Genomic DNA, 23,894 nt, shown 5'->3' with positions numbered 1-23,894 from the left:
TGCTCATCCTCTCATCCGGACGCAGATATAGGCAACCGTACGGTTCGGCGGTTCCCGCAAAAGGCGTCGGCTTTTTTTAATATTTCCGAGAATGTTACATTTTTAATGCTGCGAGAATTTGGTTAGTTGCTGCTGCAGGCGAAAACAAACGTCCAAAAAGCTGTTTGCACCGGCCGCGCATCTCCAGATCGCGCTCTAGCTGTAGCAATAAATCCTCTGCGAGTCCGTGCAGCGTTGCGACGGAGTTATCCGTGCAAGCTCGACCAACGTCCTCTGTTCGTATTAATTTTACAAGATCGTTGCCATTATTTACAGTTGCAAGTACCGGCAAACCGCTTTGCATGTATGTGAGAAATTTTCCTGGAATATTGTGAGTTTTATGGCGTGGATCTAGTGCAACGATGCCCGCTTGGCATTGTGCAAGTAGACCAGGAATTTGTTGCGGCTCGATTTCATCAAAAAAGAGCACATTCTGCAGCCCCCGCGTTCGTGCGTTAGTCACTAAGCGTGAGGCGTCACTGCCGCGGCCCACGAACACGAAACCGATGTCTTGTCGCCCGCGAAACGAGTCCGCTAATTCCAGAAGAATATCCATTCCCTGCGCTACGCCCATGTTACCAGCATAGACAAAGATCTTCCGGTCGGATAGGGTGGTTCCTGTGAGATTGATCGAGCAACCGCAGACTGGTGCGTCGGCGAGCCAATTTTGGAGCACCTCCAGTCTGCCGAAACCGCGGTCTTTCCACTTTTTAAAGAATTCGAGATTTCCAGGACTCTGTACGCCAATCGTGTCTGCTACCAAATACTGATACTGAGCGACAGCTTTGAAAAACCAATATAGCGCACCCCGACCCATCAGGCCCATGTCCACTGCCCACTCCGGGAAAATGTCCCGAACGATCAGGTAGCTGTTGCAGTTACTCGCCTTCTTAAGCACGTTCGCGACCGGCCCGAGAAAGATGCTGGGTGAATACCATATGACGCCGTCCCATCTGGTCTCAGCCAGAGGACTCTGGCGTAAGTTTTTGATCATCGCAAATGGCATGCACATTTCAGCCAGGGTGCGGTGCGCGTAGTTCAAATCTTTCGTTCTTGGGGCCCGCAGACGTAGCACTTGCACATTTTCGCGATGCTCGAGCGACCACGGTCTGTCCAACCCCGCAGCAGGGAGTATCACGGTTATATCGATGCCCTCCTGTGCAAACTGGCGAGAAAGATCCCTAAGCTGAACGGCACCAGACGTCCTGAATGGCGGGAACGTGTCGGCAATCAAAGCGATTCGACGTGCCACCTCATTTGCACCAGACGGTCCGGTTGATGTAGTCGATGTAGCTCAATAACACTCGAATAACTTGATTGGAAACATGCGGATTCTCGTACTCGATTACGCTCAATGTCGGTCTGGCGCTGGCGGAGTATTGCCGCGTCACCGCTCTGACTGCGTCGAGGACCCGCTCCGGCTTGAGACCGCTCATGATTAACGTTCCTGTGTCCATTCCTTCTGGTCGCTCGTGGGCGTTGCGGATCGTGACGGCCGGAATGTTCATGAGAGATGCTTCCTCGGTGATCGTGCCACTATCGGATAGCACACAGCGGGCATTCAGCTGCAACTGAATGTAGTCGTGGAATCCGAACGGCTTGCTGAAGATAATTTGTTTGTGCAGGTGTCGGCCACCTCGCTGATCCAGCTGCTTGCGTGTGCGGGGATGGGTTGAAACGATCACTGGGATGTTGTATTCGTTAACAAGGGCGTTTAGTGCGTCGAGAAGGTCCTGCAGATTTTCAGGAGAGTCCACGTTTTCCTCACGGTGCGCACTCACCACAAAAAACCTCTTCGGTTCTAGGCCGAGCCGCTGTAGCACCTGTGACTCCTGAATCTGCGGCATATAGAAATCGAGAACCTCCCTCATGTGAGAACCGGTCTTAAAGATGGTCTCGGGGCGCAGTCCTTCCGCGAGCAAATAGCTCCGAGCGTGCTCGGTCAACACAAAGTTCACATCGGCGAGATGGTCGACGATCTTCCGGTTCAACTCCTCCGGTACCCTCTGGTCGAAGCAACGATTGCCTGCCTCAAAGTGGAATACGGGTATCTTGCGCCGCTTCGCCGCCACCACTGCGAGGCAGGAATTGGTGTCGCCGTAGAGCAGGACTGCTTCTGGAGTCTCGCGTTCGAGAATTTCATCGCTCTTGGCTATAACAGTGGCAATGGTCTGAGCTGCGTTTCGTCCCGCGGCATTTAAGAACGCGTCCGGTTTCCGTATGCCGAGGTCGTCGAAGAACACTTGGTTCAGTTCGTAGTCGTAGTTCTGTCCCGTGTGGACCAAGTAATGGGAGGTCTCGCGGTCCAGCGCCGCGATGACCCGGCTCATTTTTATGAGTTCCGGCCGCGTTCCGACGATCGTCATTACCTTACGCACCGAGTTGCTCCTGAATGTACGGTAGCCGGAGAAGCAACTTTTTCACTGCTGGCACTGGGAGCCGTTCGGTGTTGTGCGAGGTGTAGTCGTCGAGCTCAGAAATTCTTGTTTCGCCCTCGACGAAGTACTTGCTGTAGTTCAGATCGCGGTTGTCTGCTGGGATCCGATAGTAGAGGCCCATGTCCTCGGCTCTTGCCATCTCCTCACGGGATACGAGAGACTCGTACAGCTTTTCGCCGTGCCGGGTCCCGATCACTTTGATGTGCGACTTGGATTCGAATACCTCGATCAGCGCCTTCGCCAAGTCTTCGACAGTGGATGCTGGGGCTTTTTGAATGAAAGTATCGCCTTGGCCCGCATGGTGGAACGCATGGAGTACGAGATCCACTGAGTCCTCGAGGGACATCAAGAACCTTGTCATCGAGGGATCCGTGACCGTCACCGGTTTGCCTTCCTTGATCTGTGAGACGAATAATGGAATTACTGAACCTCGCGAGGCCATGACGTTTCCGTAGCGTGTCGCACACATCACGGTTTCGCCGGCGGAGCGCAGCCGTGATTTCGCGACCATGAGTTTTTCCATCATCGCCTTTGACAACCCCATGGCGTTGATCGGATACACGGCCTTGTCTGTGCTCAATACCACAACACGACCGACATTGTGGGTGACAGCGGCGTTCAGGACGTTTTCGGCTCCGAGAACATTAGTTCGGACGGCCTCCATCGGGTAGAACTCGCAGGAAGGAACCTGCTTCAGGGCCGCCGCATGGAAGACGTAGTCGACCCCTTTCATTGCGTCGTAGACGCTGTTGTACTCCCGCACATCGCCAATGTAGAACTTCAGTTTGGAGTTGGCGTAAGCGATCCGCATGTCCTCCTGCTTCTTTTCATCGCGGCTGAAGATGCGAATCTCCTTCACTGCGGTCCTGAGAAAGCGATCCAACACTGCATTCCCGAAGGAGCCCGTTCCGCCGGTGATCATCAGGGTCTTATTGTCGAACATTACACGGTCCCCGCTTCGTTGTGCTTGCGCATGTTCCCGACCAAGGTTGGCCAGTCTGGCACCACGTACCCCGTGCTCAGTCGGAATCTCTCGGATGACAGAGACCGGTCGACTTTCACCGTGTCATCAGGTACGAGATTGATTGATTTTTCGTAGACCTCCGCGACCAGCCTAAGGAGGGAGTACTTGTCAATGGGAGCGGACGACACATGGTACAAACCCCGCAATGCTGGGCGTGGCAGGACGAAATCACGGATGACCCGCGCTAGTTCATCGGTCGGAAGGCCGGAAAAGATGGCCTTGGTGTAGCCGCGCGCTTCGCTGGTTTGGCTCAAAAACCATGATAGAAGGCTTCTGGAGCCAGCAAGTTCATGCCCGATGATTGAAGTGCGGAGCGTGATTGCATTATCGTAATCGATCTCTCCCAAGAGCTTGCTCCGTCCGTACAGATCCTGCGCATCGGGAGCATCATCTTCTGAATAGTTGCCACGCAAGCCGGAAAAGACGCAATCGGTACTAATGTGGATCACGCGCGCACCAACCAGTGACGCCAGACGGGCTAGTCTATGCGGAAAGATGGAATTGATCGGAATTACGGTGAGAGGATCGGTTGACGCAGCCAGTTGCTTTACCACTCCGACGCAGTTGATCACGACATCTGGCCGGATCCTCTGTATGGCGCCCACAAGATCGTCGGAACGTTCGATGTCGATGCCGCAGATGACCTTCCCATGCCCCTCCGGAGGGAGCTGAGGCCCCCGAGACGAGCGCGATGAGCCGAACACGTCCAGCCCATTCGTGCCGGCCAATATGCGGAACACGACGCTGCCGAGCATCCCCGTCACGCCCAGAACCAGTACTCTGCACCGCTTTTTCACAAATTCCTCCCGATCTTGCGTGCCACTTGGAGATTGACTCCCTGGGCTACGCGTGCCCTGTTGTTGTGGCACGCCGTGCTCGAGGCCTGAGCGTCAGTGAACATCCGTCTGCGCCGCACCAGCCCTCGCCTCAGAGGTTGTGTCTTTTCCGATATCGTCCTATCACCTATGTGCAGCGAGGTTCCCGCAGCCAGAAGCTCGTAGGCCGCTTGACCGAAATGTTGTCCATGCGGGCGAGGCGGCTCGAACGAAACGCTCGTGACTAAGGGCTCTGTATTCCGTCTGACAGAACTGCAGTGGGCGCCCGGCGGAGATGTCTTGTCGCACATGTTGATCAGTGGACCCACTGGGCCAAGTCTGCTGCATCCCCCGCGGGACCAAGATGATGGAAATCATGGTGCCCGCTCGTACCATGGAGCGTGTGGGTGCGGATGAACAACCGGCCCGCACTGGGCGGCGGACAGGGTACTTCTGCTCGTTCCGTACGCCAGGGTTTCGAGTTATCCAGGTTTTGCTTGCTAAATTCGAGGTTGTTCACGCCAACTTGGCCTTGAACGCGAATCCCGGGAGGGCTCACAGGTCGCGAAAGACCTTACCGGACGCCGAGCAAGCGCGACAGCTGCGCAACAATCCGCTCCGCTGCCTTGCCGTCCCACTTGTCCGGGATCCCGCCGCTCTTCCACTGTCCGGCCATCAAGCGGGCGAGTGCTGGGCCGAGATTCACCGGGTCAGCGCCCACCAGTTCATTGGTGCCGATGCTCACCGTCTCCGGCCGCTCCGTGTTGTCGCGCAGCGTCAGGCACGGTACACGCATCACCGTGGTTTCCTCAGTGATACCACCCGAGTCGGTAATCACCCCCTTGGCATGTCTCACCAAGTGGTTGAATTCCAAATAGCCTTGCGGATCTACGTAATGAAGGCTCGGCATCTGGTTTTCTAACGCGCGCAGGTTCTTAGCAGTGCGTGGGTGTACCGGGAACACCACCGGCAACCCGCCCGTTCCGTCCGCGATCGCACGCAGCAGGCGCAGCAACTGCTGCTCGCCATCGACGTTCGCGGGCCGGTGCAGTGTCACGACAAAATACCGACCAGGCTCCAACCCCAGCTTGTCCCAGAACAGCGGTGGACGCAAGCGGGGCATATGCGTGAGCAGCGTATCGATCATCGTGTTGCCGACGAAGAAAATGCGGTCATCCGTCACCCCGGCACGGCGCAGGTTCGCGTTGGCTGTTTCGCTGGTGGTGAAGAACCAGTTGGTGATTGAATCCGTCACTACCCGGTTGATTTCCTCCGGCATCGTCCAGTCGCCGGATCGGATGCCGCCTTCGACATGAGCCACTGGCACGCCCAGCTTGCGAGCCACGATGGCGCACGCCATCGTCGAGGTCACATCCCCCACCACGAGGCACAAATCGCTGCGTTGCTCCAACAGCAATTTCTCGTAGCGAACCATGATGGCGGCGGTCTGCTCCGCTTGCGTGCCCGACCCGACCTCCAGATTGAAGTCTGGCTCGGGGATGCGAAGCTGCTCGAAGAAGCCACCGGACATGGCGCGGTCGTAGTGCTGGCCCGTATGAATGAGGCGGTATCTGAGCGAACTCCCCTGCGTTTCTGCAGCAGCCCCTAACGCATCGATGATCGCGGCGATCTTCATGAAATTGGGGCGGGCGCCGGCGATGAGGTCAATCGACTTCACCCTTTTTTCTCCGCCAAAATGGCCCAACCACGTTCGGCTGAATTCAAGCTAAATGTATATAAGATGGTCATGTTTGTACTGGGACGACAAGTATGCTGTGGCAGCCATCCGCTCGGGCTCCAGAATGCAGTGCGTGAAGTTGTATTTCTCGCCACTGCGGGATGCAGGTGTAACCGAATGAGCTGGAGAAATCCAGCACTGCGGCAAACATACTGTCGAACGCGTGCATCAGCATTGCACGGGATGGGTCGTCAAAGCACTTCATGGGCGAGCGCCGAGTCAAGACTTCGCGAAAACGGGGGCAGCCCTGGATGCCCCTGCGTCGCCTCGCAGGCCCGAGCCGGCGAGGGGGGAGATTTGATTGCCATGGTTTTGAAGCCGGTCCCAAGAAAAGCAGAGGTATGCATTAGCTATCCTTGGGGACGCCGTCCAGCAACGCTTCCCAGAAGTCTGCGGGTGAGTAGGGGACAATCGCAGGGTGAGCTTGGTCCAGGAAGCGGCGAACGGCGCTCGCAATCGAATGTGCCGAGGTCGCGTCGAAAGTCTGCGCCGGGGTGCATACGTCCCGGACATAGTCGCGTTCGGGAGCAAGGATTGGCAGGGAGATCTGTTCCGCCTCAATCAGGGGCAGGCCGAACGATTCCAAAAGCGATGGGAAGATGAGGGCACGCGATCTCCGGTACAGGAGGAGGATCTGATGATGCGACATCTGCCCCAGGTTGTAGACTTCGGCGCCGGTCCGAGTGCGCAAGGCATCGACCGCCCGCGCGAGGGCAGCATCGCGTGGGCCTAGCGTCAGTGCCAGTCTCGGTTTGAGGCCCTGCGTGGCCAACTCACGCCAAGCTTCCAAAAGCGTGCGATGGTTCTTATGGGCTTCACCATCTGCAACGTAGACGAAGTCCCATTCGGGGTCACGGGCATCGCCCGGTACCTCGATGGGCTGATGGTCCGCGAAGGGAAACACCCGTACGGTTGGTCTTTCCACGGGTTCTCCGCCGTACCACAGCAGTAGCTCTCGCGCCATAGTGGGTGTCTGAACCACATATTCCGCGACCCGGAAGCGGAGCAGCCGACCTATCAGGCGTTCCAAACATAGGCGGGTCGCTGTCCGCGCAGAAAAGCCAGCCAACGCCGAGCGCCCGAAGTAATGGCGATTCTGCTGGAACACTACGATCCGCCCCCGGTTCGGCAGCAGCGGTGGCAGCCCATGAAAACATAAGACGACGTCGCCAGTCTGGCAGGTTTTGTTTAGCGCGACCTCCGCACTCCCGCGGGATACCATTGTTGGTTCCACCCACCACACGCTCTCCCCTCCCGCCAGCGCTAGTCGAGAACGCGCCCGCTCGTCGAGGAACGCCCGCAGAGGAATTCGCGCGGGCCAGGCCGCCAGTAGCGCGCGCAACAACACATATCCTCCGCCCGTGTGAACGTTGGGGGCGTAGAGAACGACACTCCTCGTCGAGCCGCGTGTCTCCGGGGGCTGGTGGGGCACGACTTCGCTTGACAGATGCCCGTGCAACCTCATGATGCTGTCCCCCCCGTCGCGGGAGCAATGGCGACTTGCTGCATCGCCGTCTTTGGGAACAGCTTGAAGAAGAGCAGCGCATAGGCTATCGCGAACATCGTGGTCAACTCCTCCGAGTGCACCCCAAACGCGATTAGCCAAGCAGCATACGCCCAGACCAGAACGAACAACGACGGCCCGTGGCTACGCGCATTTATGCGAAACACGTGGTAGAGCGGATATCCGAGCAGGAATACCAACGCACCGAAACCGAAAAATCCTAGGCTGTACAGAGTGTTGAGATACAGGCTCAGAAAAGAGGCAATTAGGTCGTTCCCCGTCGCCGTGGAAAATTCGATGTTCGCATTGCCAAGGCCGCTGCCTGCAAAGGGGAAGGCCGTTTCGGCGAGGTATTCGTAGACGTAGTTGCGGTTGCTCTCGATCATGCCGCCCGACCAAATCTCCTTGGTGCGGAATTCCACAGTGTCGAGCAACAAGCCGGACAACGCCAAGTCCACGCCATACACTAAGAGCAAACCCAGTGCCAAACCTCCGAAGGCGCGTCCGACCATTTTTGTGGAGCACCTCGGCCGATGCGGCCGCAAGAAGATGGCGACGTAAGACACGCCGAGGCCGATGAGCAGTGACATGATGCCCGTCATGCTGCCGGTGAGAAGAATTGAGGCACCCATCAGCAGCTTGTGGGGCTCGAACTGCTTGGGATTGTGGGCGAATGACAGGACGAAAGGCACCATCAACCATTCGGCGAGATGGCTTGGCTCACGGAACGATCCGATCGCCCGGTGGAAGGCGTATGTAAACGTCGTCGACTGCTCGCCGCCGCCTGTTCCCATCCTCGAACGGGGAAGAACCTCCGGCAGTCCGTATAGCTGCGCGAGATAAACATAGATGGCATAGGCGGCGACAAGCGTCCCGAGTTTCACAACAAGTTGGATCACACGCTGCTGATGGCCAGCCCGACACAGCCTCACCACGATAACCGCGGAAGCTACAAAAGAAAAGACGGTAAGGTATCGCAAGATGACGTAGGCCGCGTAGGAGGTGTTAGCCTTCAGCGGAAGGTTCCGCCCAAACTCTGGCCAGTTGAAGAGATTGATGACCAGCGCCCATGCAAGCAGCAGCGAGACGGGAAAATAGAGCCCCTCATACAGTCTTCGCGGCCCAGCAAGGAAGCGGGATGCCACGGCGACCGTGCCCGCCAGTCCCAGCCATGGCAGTGGGATGCCAAGAATGGATACGGAGGCGAGTCCATTCAGGGCCAGGAATACCGCAAATAGACCAAACAGTGTCGTTCTCACGGCAATTTAACCGCAATTCAAACCGGCATCAGCGCGGCGCCGCAGCATGGCTTCATAACACGCGCAGACATAAGAAATTGAGTAACGCGCCAATTCTGCTTCAACCGCCTCGCCCGGCACGACAGGCTTGGCTAGCACGAACGCCCGGATGGTGTCGACAGTCTCCTGGACGGGCAGCCCCACAGTGCGGTAGACATGCAGCACCGCAGGATACTGAGCTAGTGCTGCGAGTGACGTATCCCGGGACGAGCTGACAAGATTCAGGATTGGCTTCCCCACGGCCATGTACTCGATCACCTTACTCGCCAGTTGGGTCTCGGATTCGTTGCCGATGTTCACCAGCACGGTGGCGTCGACCATCGCCTGCAGCACTTCCGCACGGTCGACGAGCCCGTGGACGAACAGCGCCCCTTGCGCGGCTTCCTGATAAGCCGCAAGATCCTCGGCGCAATCGTTCACCGAGCCGTAGAAGTGCATTTCCAACCGGTCCTGCGGCAGCGCCGCTCGCAGAGCGGAAAAGCACTCCAGTAGAAACCGTGGGCTGCGCAGCTTGCGGTACAGGGTGCCCACAAACACAATCCGCACGACTCCATCGCCTGCATGAGGCGACGGGGGCGGCGGCGTCGGGAGCGACAACAGGGGAGGCACGACCCGCACCTTCCCGTGTGGCGGCGAAAAGAATGATTCATAGACGCCTTGGGTGCTCGGCGTGGTGACGCTGATCGCGTCCGCCGTGGCGACGACGTGTGCCTCGACCCGGCGGCTCAGCCAGCCGTATAGGCGTCGGTTGTTGGGTGACGGCTCCTGCATGAGATGGAAGGGGTCGCCTATATCGACCATCCAGCTTGCCTGTGGTGCCGCTGGCCGCAAAAGCGCACCGACCAGGTGGCCGGTGAACGGGTGGGAGACCGAAATAATCCAGTCGTACCGGTGGCTCGAACAAAGGGAACGACCGGCTCGGACGGCAGGGATGATCCAGCCGCAGGCGTAGTCTGGCCAGCGAAGCGCCCGCCACAGCGAGCGTGCCAGACTGCGCAACCTGGCCTGCCATGCTGCGGGCGCTGGGGCAGAGCCCTTGCTCGGCATCGTACTAACCGGCTGTGCAGACGTCGCGATCAGCCAGTCGCGCACTCGATGGATCACTACGCCGTGTTCGCGCTCCTGCTGCTCGCCGCGCGATGCGCACAGAACGTGCACCTCGTGTCCGTTGCGCGCGAGCTGAGCAGCCACCGACGACCAGCGGAACGCTCGCGGGTTCAGGTCGGGGGAGTATGAATAGGTCAGGATCAGCAGCTTCATGGCGAACGGGGCATATCGGGAGATTGCAGCCGGCCGTAGCCGGGCGAAAAGGGTAGCCCAACCGGCGTCGGGTCCGTGAGCACGAGGTTGCCCTCGGCGAGGTCGTTTACCGCTACGTCGCTTTCAGAAAGCGCGACCTGCCGGTAGACCCATGCGCCATAGCCCCGGTGACGCCCCACGAAGCCCAGCGGTCCGAAGTACAGGCACTCGCCTTCGGCTGCGCCACGCAAGTCGAAGATCCCGCGGTCAAGGTCGGCCGGTTCGCGACCGGCCACGCGGGGCACATGATGCGCTGCCGCCGAACGATAGGCATTGCGACGTTCGGGCAGGGGAGTGTAGATATACGTTCCCGGGTCGCGCACAATCGTGCGGCCGTCGATCACCAGCTCGATGCCTAATTGGTCGCAATGCGCATGAGCGCCTAGCCCGGCGATGCCGATCTCGCCGCATCGGATCGCTAAGTACAGGCGCGGGCTGCGAAACACGTAGCATCCCATCCTGGGGAATGCTTGGCACTGCAAGCCGGTGAGCAGACCTGCTCGCTCTGCTGTGGGCGGCGCTGCGGTAAAGCGGGTGGTCCAACGTTGGCGGGCAGCCGCCGCCCCATGGCGCGCACTGCAGTCCGCGAAGGCCGATTCATCGCCGAGTTGCCGAAACGGCGTGCTTGCCGCCCGTACCGGGGTGCCGCTAAAGTCTGCACGGGCGAGAACCCGCAACAGGTAGGCAGCGGGATCGCGGCCGCCCCCTGGATCGGATGGCACTCCCAGCAGCGCCTCGATGCCGGCGACCAGCGACGAATGGTCGAGGGACCATGCGGCGGCAGCCAGACTGTTAGCGCAGCGCACCTGCTCGATATTGCCAAGAGTGATGAAGCGACCGCTGTCGTTGTCGCCAAATTGCACGACGAGACCGTCCGGCCGCGTCATGGTCCGCGTGAAGTCCGCCATCCTCGCAAGGCGCTGCCGGACCCATTCCGGAATCAGTGGCCCCTCGGGCAGCGGGGGCACCGGCTGCAATCGTGGCAGCGTGCGATACCGATGGACGCACCGCAGGACTGCCTGCTTTGGCGGCGGGAGCCCTTCGAGCAGCGCGCAGGCCCACAACACCATTTCCGCCGACAGCCGGTGATAGCAGGTCGATGCCTCGAAGTTGCTTCCGTCGTCGTGAAACTGATAGGCGACTTCCACCAACAGTTCCTGCGCCGCGAACGCCAGCCACGCGTCCACCTCTTCGCTGTGCGGAAGGTAGGCTGCGATGAAAAGCAGACCAGCGATGTTCGCGAGATAGTGGTTGCCGCGATGCTGCGGCCACCACTCGAGGTTGGCGACTACGTGCCGTCCGTGGGCAAAGATGCTCCCGGCAAAAACCGCCTCGAAAGCGTCATCGAAGCGGACGTCCGCCGACAACGCGATGTCATGCGCGACCAGCAGATTCGCAGCGCGAATCGCAACATCCATTGTGCAGGCCCAATTGACCCCAAAACCGGGCGGGTTGTTAGCGATGAAATCAAGAACTTGGTTGCGCAACTCGGCCGCGTAGCGGTCGATGGCATCGAATCCTGGTGACCCTGCGCGGGCAAAATGACAAGCGAGCGCCAGCGCCGGCAGGTGCTGGCAGCGCGCCAGCTCCCATGGGACCTTGATGTCGACCCCCGGCAGGGGCGCGATGCCGATGTCGCGGTGCCAAGTGCGTTCATGCCAGCGATAGCCCGACTTGAAGTCGCGCTGCCAGTCGATGCGGATGTAGGCGGGCTGCACCAGATCCCAAATCCGCTTCGCCTCCGGACGGTTCCTGGCATTGATGCGGCTTTCGTCGAAGGCCGCCCAGGCATCGGCGCGCGCGGGAAGGCAGCCGTGGTATCGGTGGCCTTCGAGCCCCTGGCAGCGCGCGCAGTACGCAACGATTACCGGGCCGGATCCGAGCAGGTCGAACCGGTGCGCCAGGGCATCGGTGGCTTGCCGCCGAATGATCCTGGCGAACTCTTCGCCGAAGGTCGGGCGCAGGAGGAAGGAGCCGTCCGCCAATGCTGCAAAGCGCCGCGGCAGGTCAGCCGGCTGGCAGGCGCCGGCGAGCACGAAGGTGGGGACGATGCGGCAACGCGCTTTCTCTATCGCAACGGACAGTTCCCGGCGCAAGCGTCCCATCCCCCGGCGGGCCAGGTTCCGCAGCATCCATGGCATCGTGGGGCGCACCATGGCCTCAGACCACGCCGCCGGATTGCTTGCGCTCGAACAGCCGGCGGATCTCCACAAATATCGCTCCCCACACCAGGACGGTCGAGGCGAGCGCCACGAACACCTGAGTCCATGCGATGCCCCAGATACCATGTTGGACGCTCATCGGATAACCTATCCCGATCGTGAGGGCGGTGGTCACCAGCGCGATGCCAGTCCCGAGCCGGATGGCGCCGATCCCAACCAGCGCCGCGCCCCCGATTGCATAGGTGCACCATAGGCAGAACTTGATCATCAGCAACCCAACGAACAGCGATAGATGCTGGTACCGCGGCCCGAGGAAGTACACCTCGACTATCCAGGCCACCAGGACGGAGATGGCAGCCAGCGGGATTGCCGCAGCCGATAGAAGTCCGGACCACTTCAATAATTGCGCGCGGAAGCGCTGGGGCTGGTTGAGCAACGCGGTGAACGTCGGGGTAGCAATCCCCTGGGCGGCGCCGCCGACCGCTACTGCGGAAAAGAAGAAGATAGTGGCGAGCGAATAGACTGCCACCTGCTCCTTATCGACTCCGGTCACGTCCAGGAGGATCAGGTCGGCGTACTGCCCTACGACGGTAATCAGCGAGCCCGTCACGCTATGGAACGCCAAGCTGGAGAAATCGGCCGGAATCCGCAGAGCTCCGATCGGCCGCCATGCGGGGCGTGTCGCTAGAAGCAGTGGAACACAGGCCAGATAGGTGAGCGCCAACGACGATACCAGCAGCCCGGGCAGGCCATGGCAGTACGTGGCCCCTGCAGTGACCGCAAGCGCCATGAAGCGCGTGGCGACGGGGAAGTACGCCATCAGCTTGAACCGGCGCTCTGCTTGCAGGTACACCCCCAGCAGGCTGGTGGCAGCGAGGGCGGGAAGCTGCAGTGCATAGGCGCCGAACACAGAGCTTTCGAGCGGATCGGCCGGCTTGGCAGCGATCAGCAGCAGCAGGATACCCAGCGTGGTGAGCGCCACGGTCAGCATCCGCTTTAGCGCGAGGCCCAGGAGGCCGCGGCGGGCTGTGCCGTCGAACGCATTGTCGGCGCAGTAGCGCAGGACCGGGGCAGTCAGCCCGCCGGCGGCAACCACCGTGGCCACAGCCACGTAGGCGAGTGCTACCCGCACTATGCCGAACTCCCCGGGGTCGAGCAGTCGCGCGATCACCAGCACCGTCGCGAAGCCGAAAGCCTGCTGCGCGGCGTTCCCCAATATCACGTGCGGCAAGTCGCGCCTGGCCAGCGCACGCGCGGCTCGCCCGATCCCGCCCGCGCCCATTAGGGCTCGACCTTTAGCCGGATCTTGCCGCTGCGAGTGCGCACCGGTGCCGGAATCAGTTCGACGCACCAATCGACGTCGAGCCCTGAAAAGTCGAACCCCCGCAGCAAGCCGCCCGCGTCGCGTACCGCGACCCTGGGCACGACCAGCAGGGTTGCACGTCCGGCGCAGTCCTGCCGAACCTGGAGGTGGCGGACTTCGTCGAAGGCAGCGTGGTGACGCCCGAAGATGATCGAGGTCAGCGCCAGCCTTCGTTGTTGGCGGTCCACGATGAAGTCGCCGATACGGCCTTCCGAGATGCGGAATACCAGGGAGCCGCGCGATGCGCATACCGGCTCCACCCGGTCACCCGTGTCGTAGCGGATGAAGGGATGCACACGGTTGTGCATGGACGTGCACACGAGGCGGTGGTCCGCGCCATCCGCGGCCGGCACCGCCTCGCAATACCCGTACGTTGGCAGCGAGCGATACAGACCGAGCGCCGTCTCGTGGGCGAGCAAGGCCATCTCGCTGTGCCCGTACCAGCTGATGATGTTGGTGGACAGCATCTGCTCGATTGGCTCGCGGTACATCGGAGCGGGGTATTCCGATCCCAGCAGCACACCGGCGAGCCCCTGACGGAAGCGTGCCGCCGTTACCGGTGGCAACTGGGCCAGAGCGTGCGCGAACTCGGCCACCAGGCTGGGGTAGCCGTGCAGCCACCGGATAATCCGTTGCGCCGGCAGTGCGGCCACGGCCCGCACTACCACCTGCATGTCGGCATTGGCATTGACGATGTACTCGTTGTGCCGGGGGTGGTAGCGCAATGGTTCGCCATCCGGGAAATAGGTGCCGCCAAATCGCAGCTTCATGTGGTTTACGCGGTAGCCGCGCGCCGTCCAGATCGCATGCATGTGCGCCCACTCCACTGGCATAGCATTCTTCTCCAGCAGGAAAGCTAGCGGCTCGCCTGAGGTGCCGCCGGTGTTGGCAGTCCGGCCCGATAAGCCTTTAGCGGTGCGTGCCTCGATGGGATGTTCCTGGAGGTCATGCTTGGTGACGACAGGGACCATGTCCCAGTTGTCCAACGTCCGCAACTCGCGCGGAGAGAAGCCACGCTTGTCGTAGAACTCGCGATAGAACGGAACCCGCCCGTACGCATGTTCCAGCAGGGCTTGCAGCCGGCGGAGCAGTGCGGCCTGGGATGCCTCGGGCCCCGCCCGTCCGGCCTCTGCGATGCTCCTTCGCATGCGCAGATACCCTGGGCCGATGCGCACGAAGGCAGGCACGGACGACAGCGGTCCTGCCCAATGTTCCGCCAAGCGAAGCACTCGGCTGCGCAGTGTCGACCGCATAGCCGCGGCGACAGTGGCCGTATGTGCGTGGATCGGGCTCATCGTTGGACAGGTCTCATCCTTCGAAGCCGACCCGGCGATAGACGTCGAGCATGTCCCGGGCAACGATGCGGGCGTCGTGGTACTTCTCGGCGTAGGCCCGGCTCGCCGCGGCCGTCTCGGCGCGCCACTGTGGTTCCATGATGAGCCTGCGCAGCACGTCGAGCACGGTGTCGGGGTTTGCATTGACCAGCGGCAGGTCCGATGGGTACCTGGCGATGAGGTCCGGCCGGATGTAGGTCACCGTCGCCTTGCCCGCGGCCATCGCCTCGACGGCGGTCACACCGTGGGAGCCGCAGCGCAGTTCGTCGACATAGACATCGCAGGCGGAAAGCTCGCGGAAAAATTCGGCCTGAGTGAGCTGCCGGATGAGGCGAAATTCGAATTCGAGCCCCTCCGACCGCAACTGCTTGAACGCGGCCACGATTTGCTCCGTTCCCTTGACCAGGGGCTCCGTCGGCACGTGCAGGAAGACTGGTCGGCGATCGAGGTTCAGCGGAATGGGCTGCAAGCGGTCGAGATCGACGGGCTGTCGAAACGTGAACACGTCCTTGAAGAAGGGAGTCACGTACTCGGCCATCTCGCAATCAGTCGCTACGTACGGGACGTAGCGGGCGACGGACCGCAGGTAGCGGCGGATACTCTCGTCGCGCGCGGGATCCGCCGGGCGATAGAAGTAGGGATTGCGTGCTCGCGCAATCTCTACAATGCGCGCGTCGCCGCCCCCGAAACTGACAATCATTGGAACGCTGCGGGCCGCGAGGTACCGCCCCTCTAGCACATGATGCATGCTGCCGCGCAGCAAGTGACTGCCGTGGTAGTGCACCAGCGAATACTGCTGCGGGACGCGGGCGAGGAAGGACGCGCGCTGCAGCATGCGCACTGACCGCGACGACGAGGTACGGCTGATGGCCGCATGGTGCGGCAGGCGCCGATTCAGGTCGTGCACGTCCCTTTCCTCCGGAATCACGTTCTCGGATGGATATCCCAGCCGGGTCAGCGCTTCGGCCAAGAGGAAGGGCCAACCGGCAAGACTGCCGTACTGAAGGATGGGTTTGTCGACCACGATGGCGCTGGCGGCTACTTCGCCGTGTACTTGATGTAGAAGCTCTTGGGCACCAGATCCATGCGGTACAGCAGCCAGAAGAGCGGGCGCAGGCGCTCGAACGTCTTCTTGTAAGTGCGGTAGTCCTTGTATGTCTTGCGCGGCAGGTTCATCAGGTGCTCGAACTCCGTGTCGGAGAAGCCTAGGCGCTTCTTCACTAAGTCGACTAGGTCGTCCTCGATGAAGGGCGGCTGCTTCATGAGCTCGAGCGCGTCCTCGCGCGACATCCAGCCATTGCGGCAGTACGCAGAATAGCCCGCGATGCGGAAGTCGGTGTCCCAGCGGCGTGGGAAAAAGTAGCTATGGACAAACGCGGTGAAGCGGTTTTCCAGGTGGTGACCACCGTACCACTGCCAACCGTACGTCTCGGCGAGCAGCGTCTTCGCCGCTTCCTTGTCATAGTCGATGTAGTACAGTGGGCGGATCTTCTTGATGCCGCCGAAGATCATCCAGCGTAGCTGGTCCTTCAGCCACAGGTTCGGAAAAGTCTTGAGTGGCATGGTGCCGAATTCCTTCTGCACGGTCTCGATGTATTTGCCGTCCATGTAAGCCCAGCCCAGGGGCGCCACACCCTCCGTGCGGAACGAGTGGCCCTCGATCATGTACTTGATGCCAAACTTCTCGGCGGCGCGGTAAAGCGTGGTCGCGAGGCCGATGTCCGTGGGGCAGTCAACGTCCTTCACGCCCGCCTTGAAGAAGGATCGGTAGATGTCGTCGTACTCTTTGTTGTCGACTACGATCGTGAACAGATCGACGTCGAGCGCGTCGAGCACGTTATGAATGTTCTCGGTGGCGATCGTGCTGTTCCACGTGTTGTCGTAGTGTGCGGCCAGCAGACGCAGTCCGTACTTTTGACGCATCTCGTGCACGAGGAACGACGAGTCGCACCCGCCGCTCACGCCGATCACAGCGTCGTACTTGCGCCCCTTGCCGGCGGCCTTGATTTCGTCGACGATCGTCTGCAGGCGCGCGGCGCCTTCCGCACCCGTCGGGTACTCGCGTTCGAGCCCCTCGATCTGGCGGCAGTAGTTGCACACCCCTTCGTGGTCGAACGACACGTTGGGTACAGTTTCGTCATAGATGCAAAGAGTGCAGATCTGGCCCACGGTTTTCACTGGAGTAGTTGTTCCTGATCGCGGCGGGACGGGAACTTGACCAGCACCCCTAGGTCCTTGCCCTGGAAGACGGCCATGCTGCCGATGGCGACCGCGGACGCGTCGCCTCGCTTCGCCGCCTCGCGGATATGTTCGGTTTTCCCCGCGCCACCGGTGGCGATGAGTGGTATGGAGACGGCATGCGCCACCTCCTTGATGAGGTCGATGTCCATTCCGGACCAGGTGCCGTCGCGGTCCACCGAGTACAGCAGAATCTCGCCGGCGCCCTCGCGCTCGAAGCGCCGCGCGGCATCAGCGGGCTTCATCTTCGTGTCGTCTTGCGCGTTGCGCACACGCACGGACGTGCGGCCGAAGAAGCCGCCGGACATCACGTCAAGCGTGACAACCACTGCTTGGCTGCCGAACTCGTCACTGGCGCGCTTCACGAGGTCAGGCACCTCAAACGCCGCCGCACCTAGCGAGATCTTCTCGATGCCCATTGTGTAGAGCCGGCGCATTTCCTCGATGCCGCGCACGCCGCCACCGTAGCACACGGGCATGAAGCATTCGCTGAGCACCTTCTCGAGGGTCGCGTAGTCGATGCCCGTGCCCTTGCTAGTGGCGTGGATGTCGAGCAGCATGAGCTCGTCGACTTCCTTCTGGTTGAAGATGCGGATGATGTTCACCGGGTCACCGACGTACGTGGCTTCCTTGAACTTCACAGTCTTCAGAAGTGCACCATTGCTCATGAGCAGGCAGGGGATCAGTCGTTTTGCGAGCATGCTCATAGCTCTGCGAAATTCTTCAGCAACTGCATACCGTACTTGTGGCTCTTTTCGGGGTGGAACTGCACCCCCAACACGTTTCGCCGCTGAATGCCAGAGACGAATGAGTAGCCATAGGTGCTGCGCAGTAGCTCGTCCGACGGATCATCCGGCATGTAGTGGTACGAATGCACGAAGTAGAACCGCGCCCCAGTCTCCAGGCCCTTCACGACCGCGTGTTCGCGAACAGCCGTCGCGCCGTTCCAGCCCATGTGCGGGATCTTCAGGCCGACGTCAGCCCGTTGATCCTCAAAACGGAAGCGCCGTACGGTACCCGGCACGAGACCGAGGCCGGGCAACCTGCCTTCCTCACTGGAACTTGCGAGCAGCTGCATGCCAAGGCAGATGCCCAGCAGCGGCACGCCCTCGGTTGCCTTCTCGCGGAGCGGCCCGTCCAGCCCCTGCTGCTTCAAGCGCGACATGGCTACGTCGAAGCTGCCCACGCCGGGCAACAGAATCTTCGTCGCCGCGCGCAGGTCCCCGGGCGTGCCGACGGGCTTCGCCGTCCCGCCCACGCGCTTGATCATGTTGAGAACGGAGCCGACGTTGCCTACGCCATATTCGACGATGCTGACCGTCATAGCGTCGCCTGCGCCTTGCCGAGCACGCGACCCCGCTCCGCCGCGATGTAGTCTTCGTTGATCGTCTTGACGACGCGGCTGGGGTTGCCGCTCACCACGGAGTATGGCGGGATGTCCTTATTCACAACCGTCAGCGGCGCGATCACGCACTTGTCACCGATGGTCACGCCCGCCAGGATGACCGACGGGCCAGCGATGAACACACCTGAGCCGATCTTCGTGGGTCTCCGCTCGATCAGCTCGCTGCCGCTGAAATTTTGCAACGTTAGGTTTGTGAGTTGGCTCGTATGCGACCAGATGTACACGCCCAGGCCGATGCTCGTGTGCGAACCGATCGACAAGCCACCCGATGCATCGAGCACGGCGTTTTCCCCGACCCAGACGTATTCGCCGCATTCGAGCTTCTCAGGTGAAATGATCTTGGCGCCCTCGCGCATGCGGCAAGTCTCGTCCAGGCCGTGCGACGCCGCGCGTTCGTCGTCGGTCATCACTAGCCCGAGTGCGCGGCGTAGGATGTCCGGCCGGAGCTTACGCTGCCGCGCGCCGTCCTTGATGCGGAAGTCCGCCGCTTCCCAAAGGGTTCGAACCTGCCGCAGCAGTTCGTCCTTGGCGCTCACAAGACCCTCCGGATGCGGTCGACAACATCGTCGACGTCCACGCCGGAATACATCGGCAACGTGATGGTGTTCGCCTCGAGTGCGCGGGCGACGGGGTTCACCTGCCCGTACTTCTTCGCGTAATACGTGCTGTTGCTCAGGCAGTACGTGCCCAACGTCGTCTCGACGCCCGAGTCCTTGAGTTTGGTGATCAGGCTGTCGCGTGCGACGCCTTCCGGCACCGTGAACACCATCGACTGCACGTTGTAGCGGACGCCCGGGCCGATCTCCTGGACGATGAAGCCCAGCGGCCGCAGCAATTCGATGTAGCGCTCGCGGGTAGCGTTTCGCTCGTCGATCACGGTGTCGAGCCGGGCGAGCTGCTTGCTGCCCATCACTGCCTGAAGGTCGGGCAGGCGGAAGTTGTAGCCGAACTCCGGAAAGTCCAGGCCCGGCCCACGCATGCCTTTCGCACCGTGGGCGAGCTTCACGCGAAGCCATTCCGCCCACTCGGATCGGTCGGTGGTGATGGCGCCGCCCTCACCCGTGCTGATCAGCTTGCGAGGATGGAAGCTGAAGCAGGACAGGTCCGCGATGCCGCCGACCCGCTTACCGTTCTCGCTGCTGCCAATCGCGCACGCGGCGTCCTCTATCAGCGGGATGCCGCGCGCTCGGCACAGCGCCGTAATCTCGGAGATGCCGGTTGGATTGCCGAGCGCGTCGACGAAGATCACCGCCTTGGTTCGCGGTGTGATCAGCCCTTCGAGGGTTGCGGCTGTCAAGTTGTAGGTGGTGAGTGAAACATCGCCGAAAACAGGCATGGCGCCGAGGTCTTCGACGACGTTGGCACTGGCTGGGAATGAGAAGTCGGACACAACAACTTCGTCGCCAGCGCCGATGCCCAGCAGCTTGAGGCACGCCCACAGTGCAGTGGTCGCCGAGGTCGCGAGGAACGCGTGCTTCGCGCCAGTGAACGCCGCAAGTTCACGCTGGAAGCGCTCGACGTACGGCCCGCGCGTGAACATGCCGCTGTTGAAGATGCTGCGGAACTCGAGTTCGACATCGTCGAAACTGATATAGGGCTTCATCAAGCGGATGTTGCTCATTTTGCGGCCCCGATGCGATTCACGTACCAGTCAAGCGTCTCGCGCAGGCCGGACTGGAAATCGGTGAGTGAATAGTCGATTAGTGCGCGCACCTTTTGGTTGCTGGCGTTGTGACACAGCACGTCGGCCTGCCGCGCTGGCTTGCGTACGATCTCTCCGCGATAGCCCAGCATCGCGGCGATGCGCGCCACCAGTTCGCCGATGGCGATTTGGTTGTCCGTGGAAATATTGACCGATTCGCCAGTGGGCAGCACCCGGAACAGCTTTATGACGGCATCGACCGTGTCGCACACGTGGATGAAGTCGCGGCTCTGCTTGCCGTCGCCGTGGATCTCCGGAGTGCCGCCCGTCAGGATGCGCCATGCGGTCAGGGGGATCACGCCAGCCAGCAGCCCGCGGTGGTTCTGGCGAGGGCCATAGTTGTTGAAAGGGCGAACGATGAGGCCGTCCAGTCCAAACATATGCACATAGCTCTCCACGGCCAGGTCGGCCGCCGCCTTGCCGGCGGCATAGGTTGTCGTCGGATTGCGGGGATGCTGTTCGTCCATGGGCTCGTAGACAGCCGAGCCATAGACTTCCGAAGTGGAGAAATGGCAAAGGGACTTGAAGGCGCCCCGGCGCTGCAGCTCCAGCAGGTTCAACGCGACCGTCACGTTAGTGCCAAAAGCGTTGGCCGGATTCAGGAAGGAGTAGTTGAGTGCCTTGGTTGCGCAATTAAAGACGATATTGATTGGGTGCCGGCTGAAGATGTAGTCCAAGCTCGTGACGAACTCGGCGTCATCCTTGTAGAAGCTCACCCTACCGGTAGACATGGCCTGCTCGAGATTCTCCTCGCGGCCGAGGAACAGGTTGTCGACCACGACCACGTGCGCCGCCCCCTCCGCCAGCAGGCGGTCCACTAGGTGGCTACCGATGAAGCCCGCCCCCCCAGTCACCAGAACCGTCTCGCCTGCCAGCTTCCGCAGAGTGCTCACGCCACCACCGCCCGCTGGATTTGCTCGCAGATACGCATGGCCGCCAAGCCAGCGTCGGCCGTCGGCAGGCCATCCCTGCCGCCCTCGCGACAACTGGCGATGAACGCCTGCAACTCGGACAGCAGGGCCTCCTGGGGCCGCACCTCAATCGTCTCCTGGATGGCGGAGATCGTGTAAGGTTGGCCTTCACGCTGCCGGATTTCGGACTGGCGGTTGATGATGATTTCCTTGCGCAGCAGTTCGCAGTCTACAAACATGTCGAGGCAGGTTGCCTCGATCAGGCGCACCTTCTTGTCGGTGACTCGGCTGGCCTGAATGCGAGAGAAGCGGCCGTTGTCGTGGGTGATCAGGGCCGAGGCGAAGTCGATCATGCTCTCCCGAGCGAAGCCGTGGGCCACCACGGATTTCGCCGGGCCGTTCAGGTACAGGGCGAGGTCGATGTCGTGGACCATCAGGTCGGTCACCACGTCCACATCAGTGATCCGGGCGCTCAGTTTATTGGTTCGCGTGAAGTCGATGCTGATCACCCGCTGCGCCTTGTCGATGATTGACTTCAACCCAAGCACGGCCGGGTTGAAGCGCTCGATGAAGCCGACCTGCAGGTTCAGTTCCTGGCGGGCTGCGATGGCCGCGATCGCTTCAGCCTCAGCAAGGGTGCCGGCCATCGGCTTTTCGACGAAGATGTTGCGGACTTTCTTCGCCGCCATGCGGATGTACTCGGCGTGGGTCATAGTTGGAGTGCAGATGATCACCGCGTCCGCGCCGTCGAGCGCGGCAGCCGGATGACCCCCGCCCGGCACGCCGTATGCCGCCGCCAGCCGCTGGGCGAGCGCTTCGTCCACATCGGCGAGGAAAGTCAGCTCCACCCCTTTCAGCATCGACAGCACACGCAGGTGGTTCTGACCCATGCGGCCCACGCCGACCAAGCTCACTTTCAGCGGCGCCTTCATTGCGGTTCCCCTGCCGGCAGCCGGTTGCCGGCCTTGTCTACCTTAGCGACGGCACGAGCCGGGTTACCCATCACCAGGGTGTAGGGCGGCACGTCGCGGGTCACCACGCTGCCCGCGGCTACCATGGCGTACTCGCCGACCGTGACGCCGCAGACGATGGTGCAATTCGCCCCGAGGCTTGCGCCGTGGGCGATGCGGGTCGAGGTGATCTTCCAGTCGGCGTTGAAGGCACGCGGCACCCGGTCGTTGGTAAAGACCACGTTCGGGCCGACGAAGACGTCGTTGCCGATCTCGACGCCATGATAGACCGACACACTGTTCTGGATCTTGCAGCGGTCGCCGATTTTCACCGAATGGTCGACATAGACGTCCTTCGACAGGATGCAGCCCGCGCCGATATGAGCCTCCTCGCGGATCTGAACATTGATCCACACCTTGGTCCCGGTGCCGATGTGCGCCTGCGGCGACACGTTTGCGGTCGGGTGGACGAACACGTTGCTGGTCATTTTGGCCTCACTTCCGGAGCGCGCTGGCAGCCACGTCCAGCACACGTTGGATTTCGCCGGTCGTCATGTACGAAAACAACGGCAGGTTTAGAACCGAGGCGCACAACGTCTCTCCAACATTCCCGCCGCAATGTCCCTTGCTGACGCCTTGCGCGCCCGGCTGTTGCGACATTACGCCCGGGTAGATGTTGCCGAAGCCGACGCCGGCGGCCCGAAACGCCGCCTCGAGGGCCGCCTTCCGCTCCGGGTCCCGAATCAGGCACACGTTGCAGTACCCGTTCTCGGTGTAGTCGGCCGGCGGCGCCATTACCTCAATGCCGAGGGAGGGAAGCCGCTCGCGGTAAAGGGCTGCCGATGCCCGGCGCGATGCGATGCGTGTGCCGATGTGGTCAAGGCTCAGGTTGAGAAAGGCGGCCTGCAGGGAATCCAGGCGCGAATTCCATCCGATGTCGCCGTAGCCATAGTGCGCCGTCCGGCCGTGGTTGCCTAGGCGTCGCACCCGCTCCGCGAGCTCGGCATCGTCCGTGAACACTGCGCCGCCGTCGCCAGCGCCGCCCAGCACCTTGGCCGGGTAGAAAGAGGTCGTAGAGATCAGTGCCCCCGTATAGGCGGGTTTGCCCCGGTACTCGGCCCCGAAGCATTGCGCGCCGTCTTCAAGCAGCGCCACTTTCTTTTCCACGCAGAGTGCGCGGATGTCGTCGAGGCGGCTGCTGCCCCATCCGTATAGGTGTGCAATGATGACCGCCTTAGGCCCGAAGCGGACGATGCCGTCGGCCAAGGCGTCAAAGGCTACGCCGCCGTCGGCGATGTCCGCGTCAACGGTGACGGGGTTTGCCCCCACGTTAACCACGGCCTCAAGCGTTGCCCAGAACGTGACGTCTGGCACGAGAACCGTATCCCCGCGTCCGACGTCCAGAGCGCGTAGCGCGAGCTGCAGTGCGTCCGTGCCGTTGGCGCAGGTCACCGCGTGGGACACACCGGCGAAGTGGCTCAGGCGCGATTCGAGGCGCGGGATCTCCGGTCCGCCGATGAACTGCGCGTTCGCCGCCATGGCAGCTAACGTCGCATTGAGCGTCTCGAGGAAACCGCTCTCATAGCGCTTGAGGTCGATGAACGGGACTTTGATTGGATTCTCCATGGCGGGGTCCAGGTTCCTAAAAAAGATCATCGGCAACGTCGCAGTGGA

Annotated in this window: 21 protein-coding genes; all 21 read right to left on the bottom strand. The window is 61.3% G+C overall.

What is annotated here, in order from left to right:
* Positions 1 to 94: 94 nt before the first annotated feature.
* A complete protein-coding gene (locus tag RAMLITH_RS26235; RefSeq protein WP_168109856.1) occupies positions 95 to 1,291 on the bottom strand; it encodes a glycosyltransferase in 1,197 nt (398 codons plus the stop codon).
* A gap of 1 nt (position 1,292) precedes the next feature.
* Entirely contained in the window at positions 1,293 to 2,405 is a 1,113-nt protein-coding gene (gene wecB / locus RAMLITH_RS23310) for a non-hydrolyzing UDP-N-acetylglucosamine 2-epimerase (RefSeq protein ID WP_181017813.1), read from the bottom strand.
* Positions 2,406 to 2,409: 4 nt separating this feature from the next.
* Positions 2,410 to 3,420: a polysaccharide biosynthesis protein gene (locus RAMLITH_RS23305; RefSeq protein WP_168109854.1), complete on the bottom strand. Its 1,011-nt coding sequence runs from the start codon at positions 3,418 to 3,420 to the stop codon at positions 2,410 to 2,412.
* Positions 3,420 to 4,298 (bottom strand): sugar nucleotide-binding protein, encoded by an 879-nt coding sequence (locus tag RAMLITH_RS23300; protein ID WP_168109853.1) that lies wholly within the window; start codon positions 4,296 to 4,298, stop codon positions 3,420 to 3,422. Before RAMLITH_RS23300 ends, RAMLITH_RS23305 begins: the two co-directional genes overlap by 1 nt.
* A 592-nt stretch (positions 4,299 to 4,890) precedes the next feature.
* Complete coding sequence (gene wecB, locus RAMLITH_RS23295) at positions 4,891 to 5,994, bottom strand: non-hydrolyzing UDP-N-acetylglucosamine 2-epimerase (RefSeq protein WP_168109852.1); 1,104 nt, start codon at positions 5,992 to 5,994, stop codon at positions 4,891 to 4,893.
* 406 nt (positions 5,995 to 6,400) lie between these two features.
* Positions 6,401 to 6,979, bottom strand: coding sequence for a glycosyltransferase (locus RAMLITH_RS23290; protein ID WP_168109851.1), 579 nt, complete (start codon positions 6,977 to 6,979; stop codon positions 6,401 to 6,403).
* A 536-nt stretch (positions 6,980 to 7,515) separates the two neighbouring features.
* Complete coding sequence (locus tag RAMLITH_RS23285; protein ID WP_168109850.1) at positions 7,516 to 8,817, bottom strand: hypothetical protein; 1,302 nt, start codon at positions 8,815 to 8,817, stop codon at positions 7,516 to 7,518.
* A gap of 6 nt (positions 8,818 to 8,823) precedes the next feature.
* A complete protein-coding gene (locus tag RAMLITH_RS23280; RefSeq protein WP_168109849.1) occupies positions 8,824 to 10,116 on the bottom strand; it encodes a glycosyltransferase in 1,293 nt (430 codons plus the stop codon).
* Positions 10,113 to 12,287, bottom strand: coding sequence for a heparinase II/III domain-containing protein (locus RAMLITH_RS23275; RefSeq protein ID WP_168109848.1), 2,175 nt, complete (start codon positions 12,285 to 12,287; stop codon positions 10,113 to 10,115). The genes RAMLITH_RS23280 and RAMLITH_RS23275 overlap by 4 nt, the downstream gene beginning before the upstream one ends.
* A 28-nt stretch (positions 12,288 to 12,315) precedes the next feature.
* Entirely contained in the window at positions 12,316 to 13,599 is a 1,284-nt protein-coding gene (locus RAMLITH_RS23270; RefSeq protein ID WP_168109847.1) for a lipopolysaccharide biosynthesis protein, read from the bottom strand.
* On the bottom strand, positions 13,599 to 14,867 hold the full coding sequence (locus RAMLITH_RS23265; RefSeq protein WP_168109846.1) for a phenylacetate--CoA ligase family protein: 1,269 nt from the start codon (positions 14,865 to 14,867) through the stop codon (positions 13,599 to 13,601). The genes RAMLITH_RS23270 and RAMLITH_RS23265 overlap by 1 nt, the downstream gene beginning before the upstream one ends.
* 121 nt (positions 14,868 to 14,988) lie before the next feature.
* Entirely contained in the window at positions 14,989 to 16,038 is a 1,050-nt protein-coding gene (locus tag RAMLITH_RS23260; RefSeq protein WP_168109845.1) for a glycosyltransferase family protein, read from the bottom strand.
* A 14-nt stretch (positions 16,039 to 16,052) separates the two neighbouring features.
* A complete protein-coding gene (locus RAMLITH_RS23255) occupies positions 16,053 to 17,192 on the bottom strand; it encodes an N-acetyl sugar amidotransferase (protein WP_168109844.1) in 1,140 nt (379 codons plus the stop codon).
* Positions 17,189 to 17,959, bottom strand: coding sequence for an AglZ/HisF2 family acetamidino modification protein (locus RAMLITH_RS23250; RefSeq protein ID WP_238344356.1), 771 nt, complete (start codon positions 17,957 to 17,959; stop codon positions 17,189 to 17,191). Before RAMLITH_RS23250 ends, RAMLITH_RS23255 begins: the two co-directional genes overlap by 4 nt.
* Complete coding sequence (hisH, locus tag RAMLITH_RS23245) at positions 17,956 to 18,576, bottom strand: imidazole glycerol phosphate synthase subunit HisH (RefSeq protein ID WP_168109843.1); 621 nt, start codon at positions 18,574 to 18,576, stop codon at positions 17,956 to 17,958. The genes RAMLITH_RS23250 and hisH overlap by 4 nt, the downstream gene beginning before the upstream one ends.
* Positions 18,573 to 19,193 carry an LbetaH domain-containing protein gene (locus tag RAMLITH_RS23240; protein ID WP_202883324.1) on the bottom strand — a complete coding sequence of 207 codons (621 nt, stop codon included), beginning with the start codon at positions 19,191 to 19,193 and terminating at the stop codon, positions 18,573 to 18,575. Before RAMLITH_RS23240 ends, hisH begins: the two co-directional genes overlap by 4 nt.
* Entirely contained in the window at positions 19,190 to 20,278 is a 1,089-nt protein-coding gene (locus RAMLITH_RS23235) for a DegT/DnrJ/EryC1/StrS family aminotransferase (protein ID WP_168109842.1), read from the bottom strand. Before RAMLITH_RS23235 ends, RAMLITH_RS23240 begins: the two co-directional genes overlap by 4 nt.
* Positions 20,275 to 21,252: a dTDP-glucose 4,6-dehydratase gene (locus RAMLITH_RS23230; protein ID WP_337786199.1), complete on the bottom strand. Its 978-nt coding sequence runs from the start codon at positions 21,250 to 21,252 to the stop codon at positions 20,275 to 20,277. The genes RAMLITH_RS23235 and RAMLITH_RS23230 overlap by 4 nt, the downstream gene beginning before the upstream one ends.
* Positions 21,249 to 22,202 carry a Gfo/Idh/MocA family protein gene (locus RAMLITH_RS23225; RefSeq protein ID WP_168109841.1) on the bottom strand — a complete coding sequence of 318 codons (954 nt, stop codon included), beginning with the start codon at positions 22,200 to 22,202 and terminating at the stop codon, positions 21,249 to 21,251. Before RAMLITH_RS23225 ends, RAMLITH_RS23230 begins: the two co-directional genes overlap by 4 nt.
* Entirely contained in the window at positions 22,199 to 22,708 is a 510-nt protein-coding gene (locus RAMLITH_RS23220) for an acyltransferase (RefSeq protein WP_168109840.1), read from the bottom strand. Before RAMLITH_RS23220 ends, RAMLITH_RS23225 begins: the two co-directional genes overlap by 4 nt.
* A 7-nt stretch (positions 22,709 to 22,715) precedes the next feature.
* Positions 22,716 to 23,846: a DegT/DnrJ/EryC1/StrS family aminotransferase gene (locus RAMLITH_RS23215; RefSeq protein ID WP_181956481.1), complete on the bottom strand. Its 1,131-nt coding sequence runs from the start codon at positions 23,844 to 23,846 to the stop codon at positions 22,716 to 22,718.
* Positions 23,847 to 23,894: the final 48 nt, after the last annotated feature.

The organism is Ramlibacter lithotrophicus (genome assembly GCF_012184415.1).
GTDB lineage: Bacteria > Pseudomonadota > Gammaproteobacteria > Burkholderiales > Burkholderiaceae_C > Ramlibacter > Ramlibacter lithotrophicus.
The sequence above is the reverse complement of the archived record's forward strand: the minus strand, read 5'-3'. Positions and strand labels throughout refer to the sequence as shown.

Coding starts and splice junctions, on each gene's coding strand:
- wecB (WP_181017813.1), bottom strand. CDS start 2,405: ATGACGATCGTCGGAACGCGGCCGGAACTCATAAAAATGAGCCGGGTC.
- RAMLITH_RS23305 (WP_168109854.1), bottom strand. CDS start 3,420: ATGTTCGACAATAAGACCCTGATGATCACCGGCGGAACGGGCTCCTTC.
- RAMLITH_RS23280 (WP_168109849.1), bottom strand. CDS start 10,116: ATGAAGCTGCTGATCCTGACCTATTCATACTCCCCCGACCTGAACCCG.
- RAMLITH_RS23275 (WP_168109848.1), bottom strand. CDS start 12,287: ATGCTGCGGAACCTGGCCCGCCGGGGGATGGGACGCTTGCGCCGGGAA.
- RAMLITH_RS23270 (WP_168109847.1), bottom strand. CDS start 13,599: ATGGGCGCGGGCGGGATCGGGCGAGCCGCGCGTGCGCTGGCCAGGCGC.
- RAMLITH_RS23250 (WP_238344356.1), bottom strand. CDS start 17,959: ATGAGCATGCTCGCAAAACGACTGATCCCCTGCCTGCTCATGAGCAAT.
- hisH (WP_168109843.1), bottom strand. CDS start 18,576: ATGACGGTCAGCATCGTCGAATATGGCGTAGGCAACGTCGGCTCCGTT.
- RAMLITH_RS23235 (WP_168109842.1), bottom strand. CDS start 20,278: ATGAGCAACATCCGCTTGATGAAGCCCTATATCAGTTTCGACGATGTC.
- RAMLITH_RS23225 (WP_168109841.1), bottom strand. CDS start 22,202: ATGAAGGCGCCGCTGAAAGTGAGCTTGGTCGGCGTGGGCCGCATGGGT.
- RAMLITH_RS23220 (WP_168109840.1), bottom strand. CDS start 22,708: ATGACCAGCAACGTGTTCGTCCACCCGACCGCAAACGTGTCGCCGCAG.
- RAMLITH_RS23215 (WP_181956481.1), bottom strand. CDS start 23,846: ATGGAGAATCCAATCAAAGTCCCGTTCATCGACCTCAAGCGCTATGAG.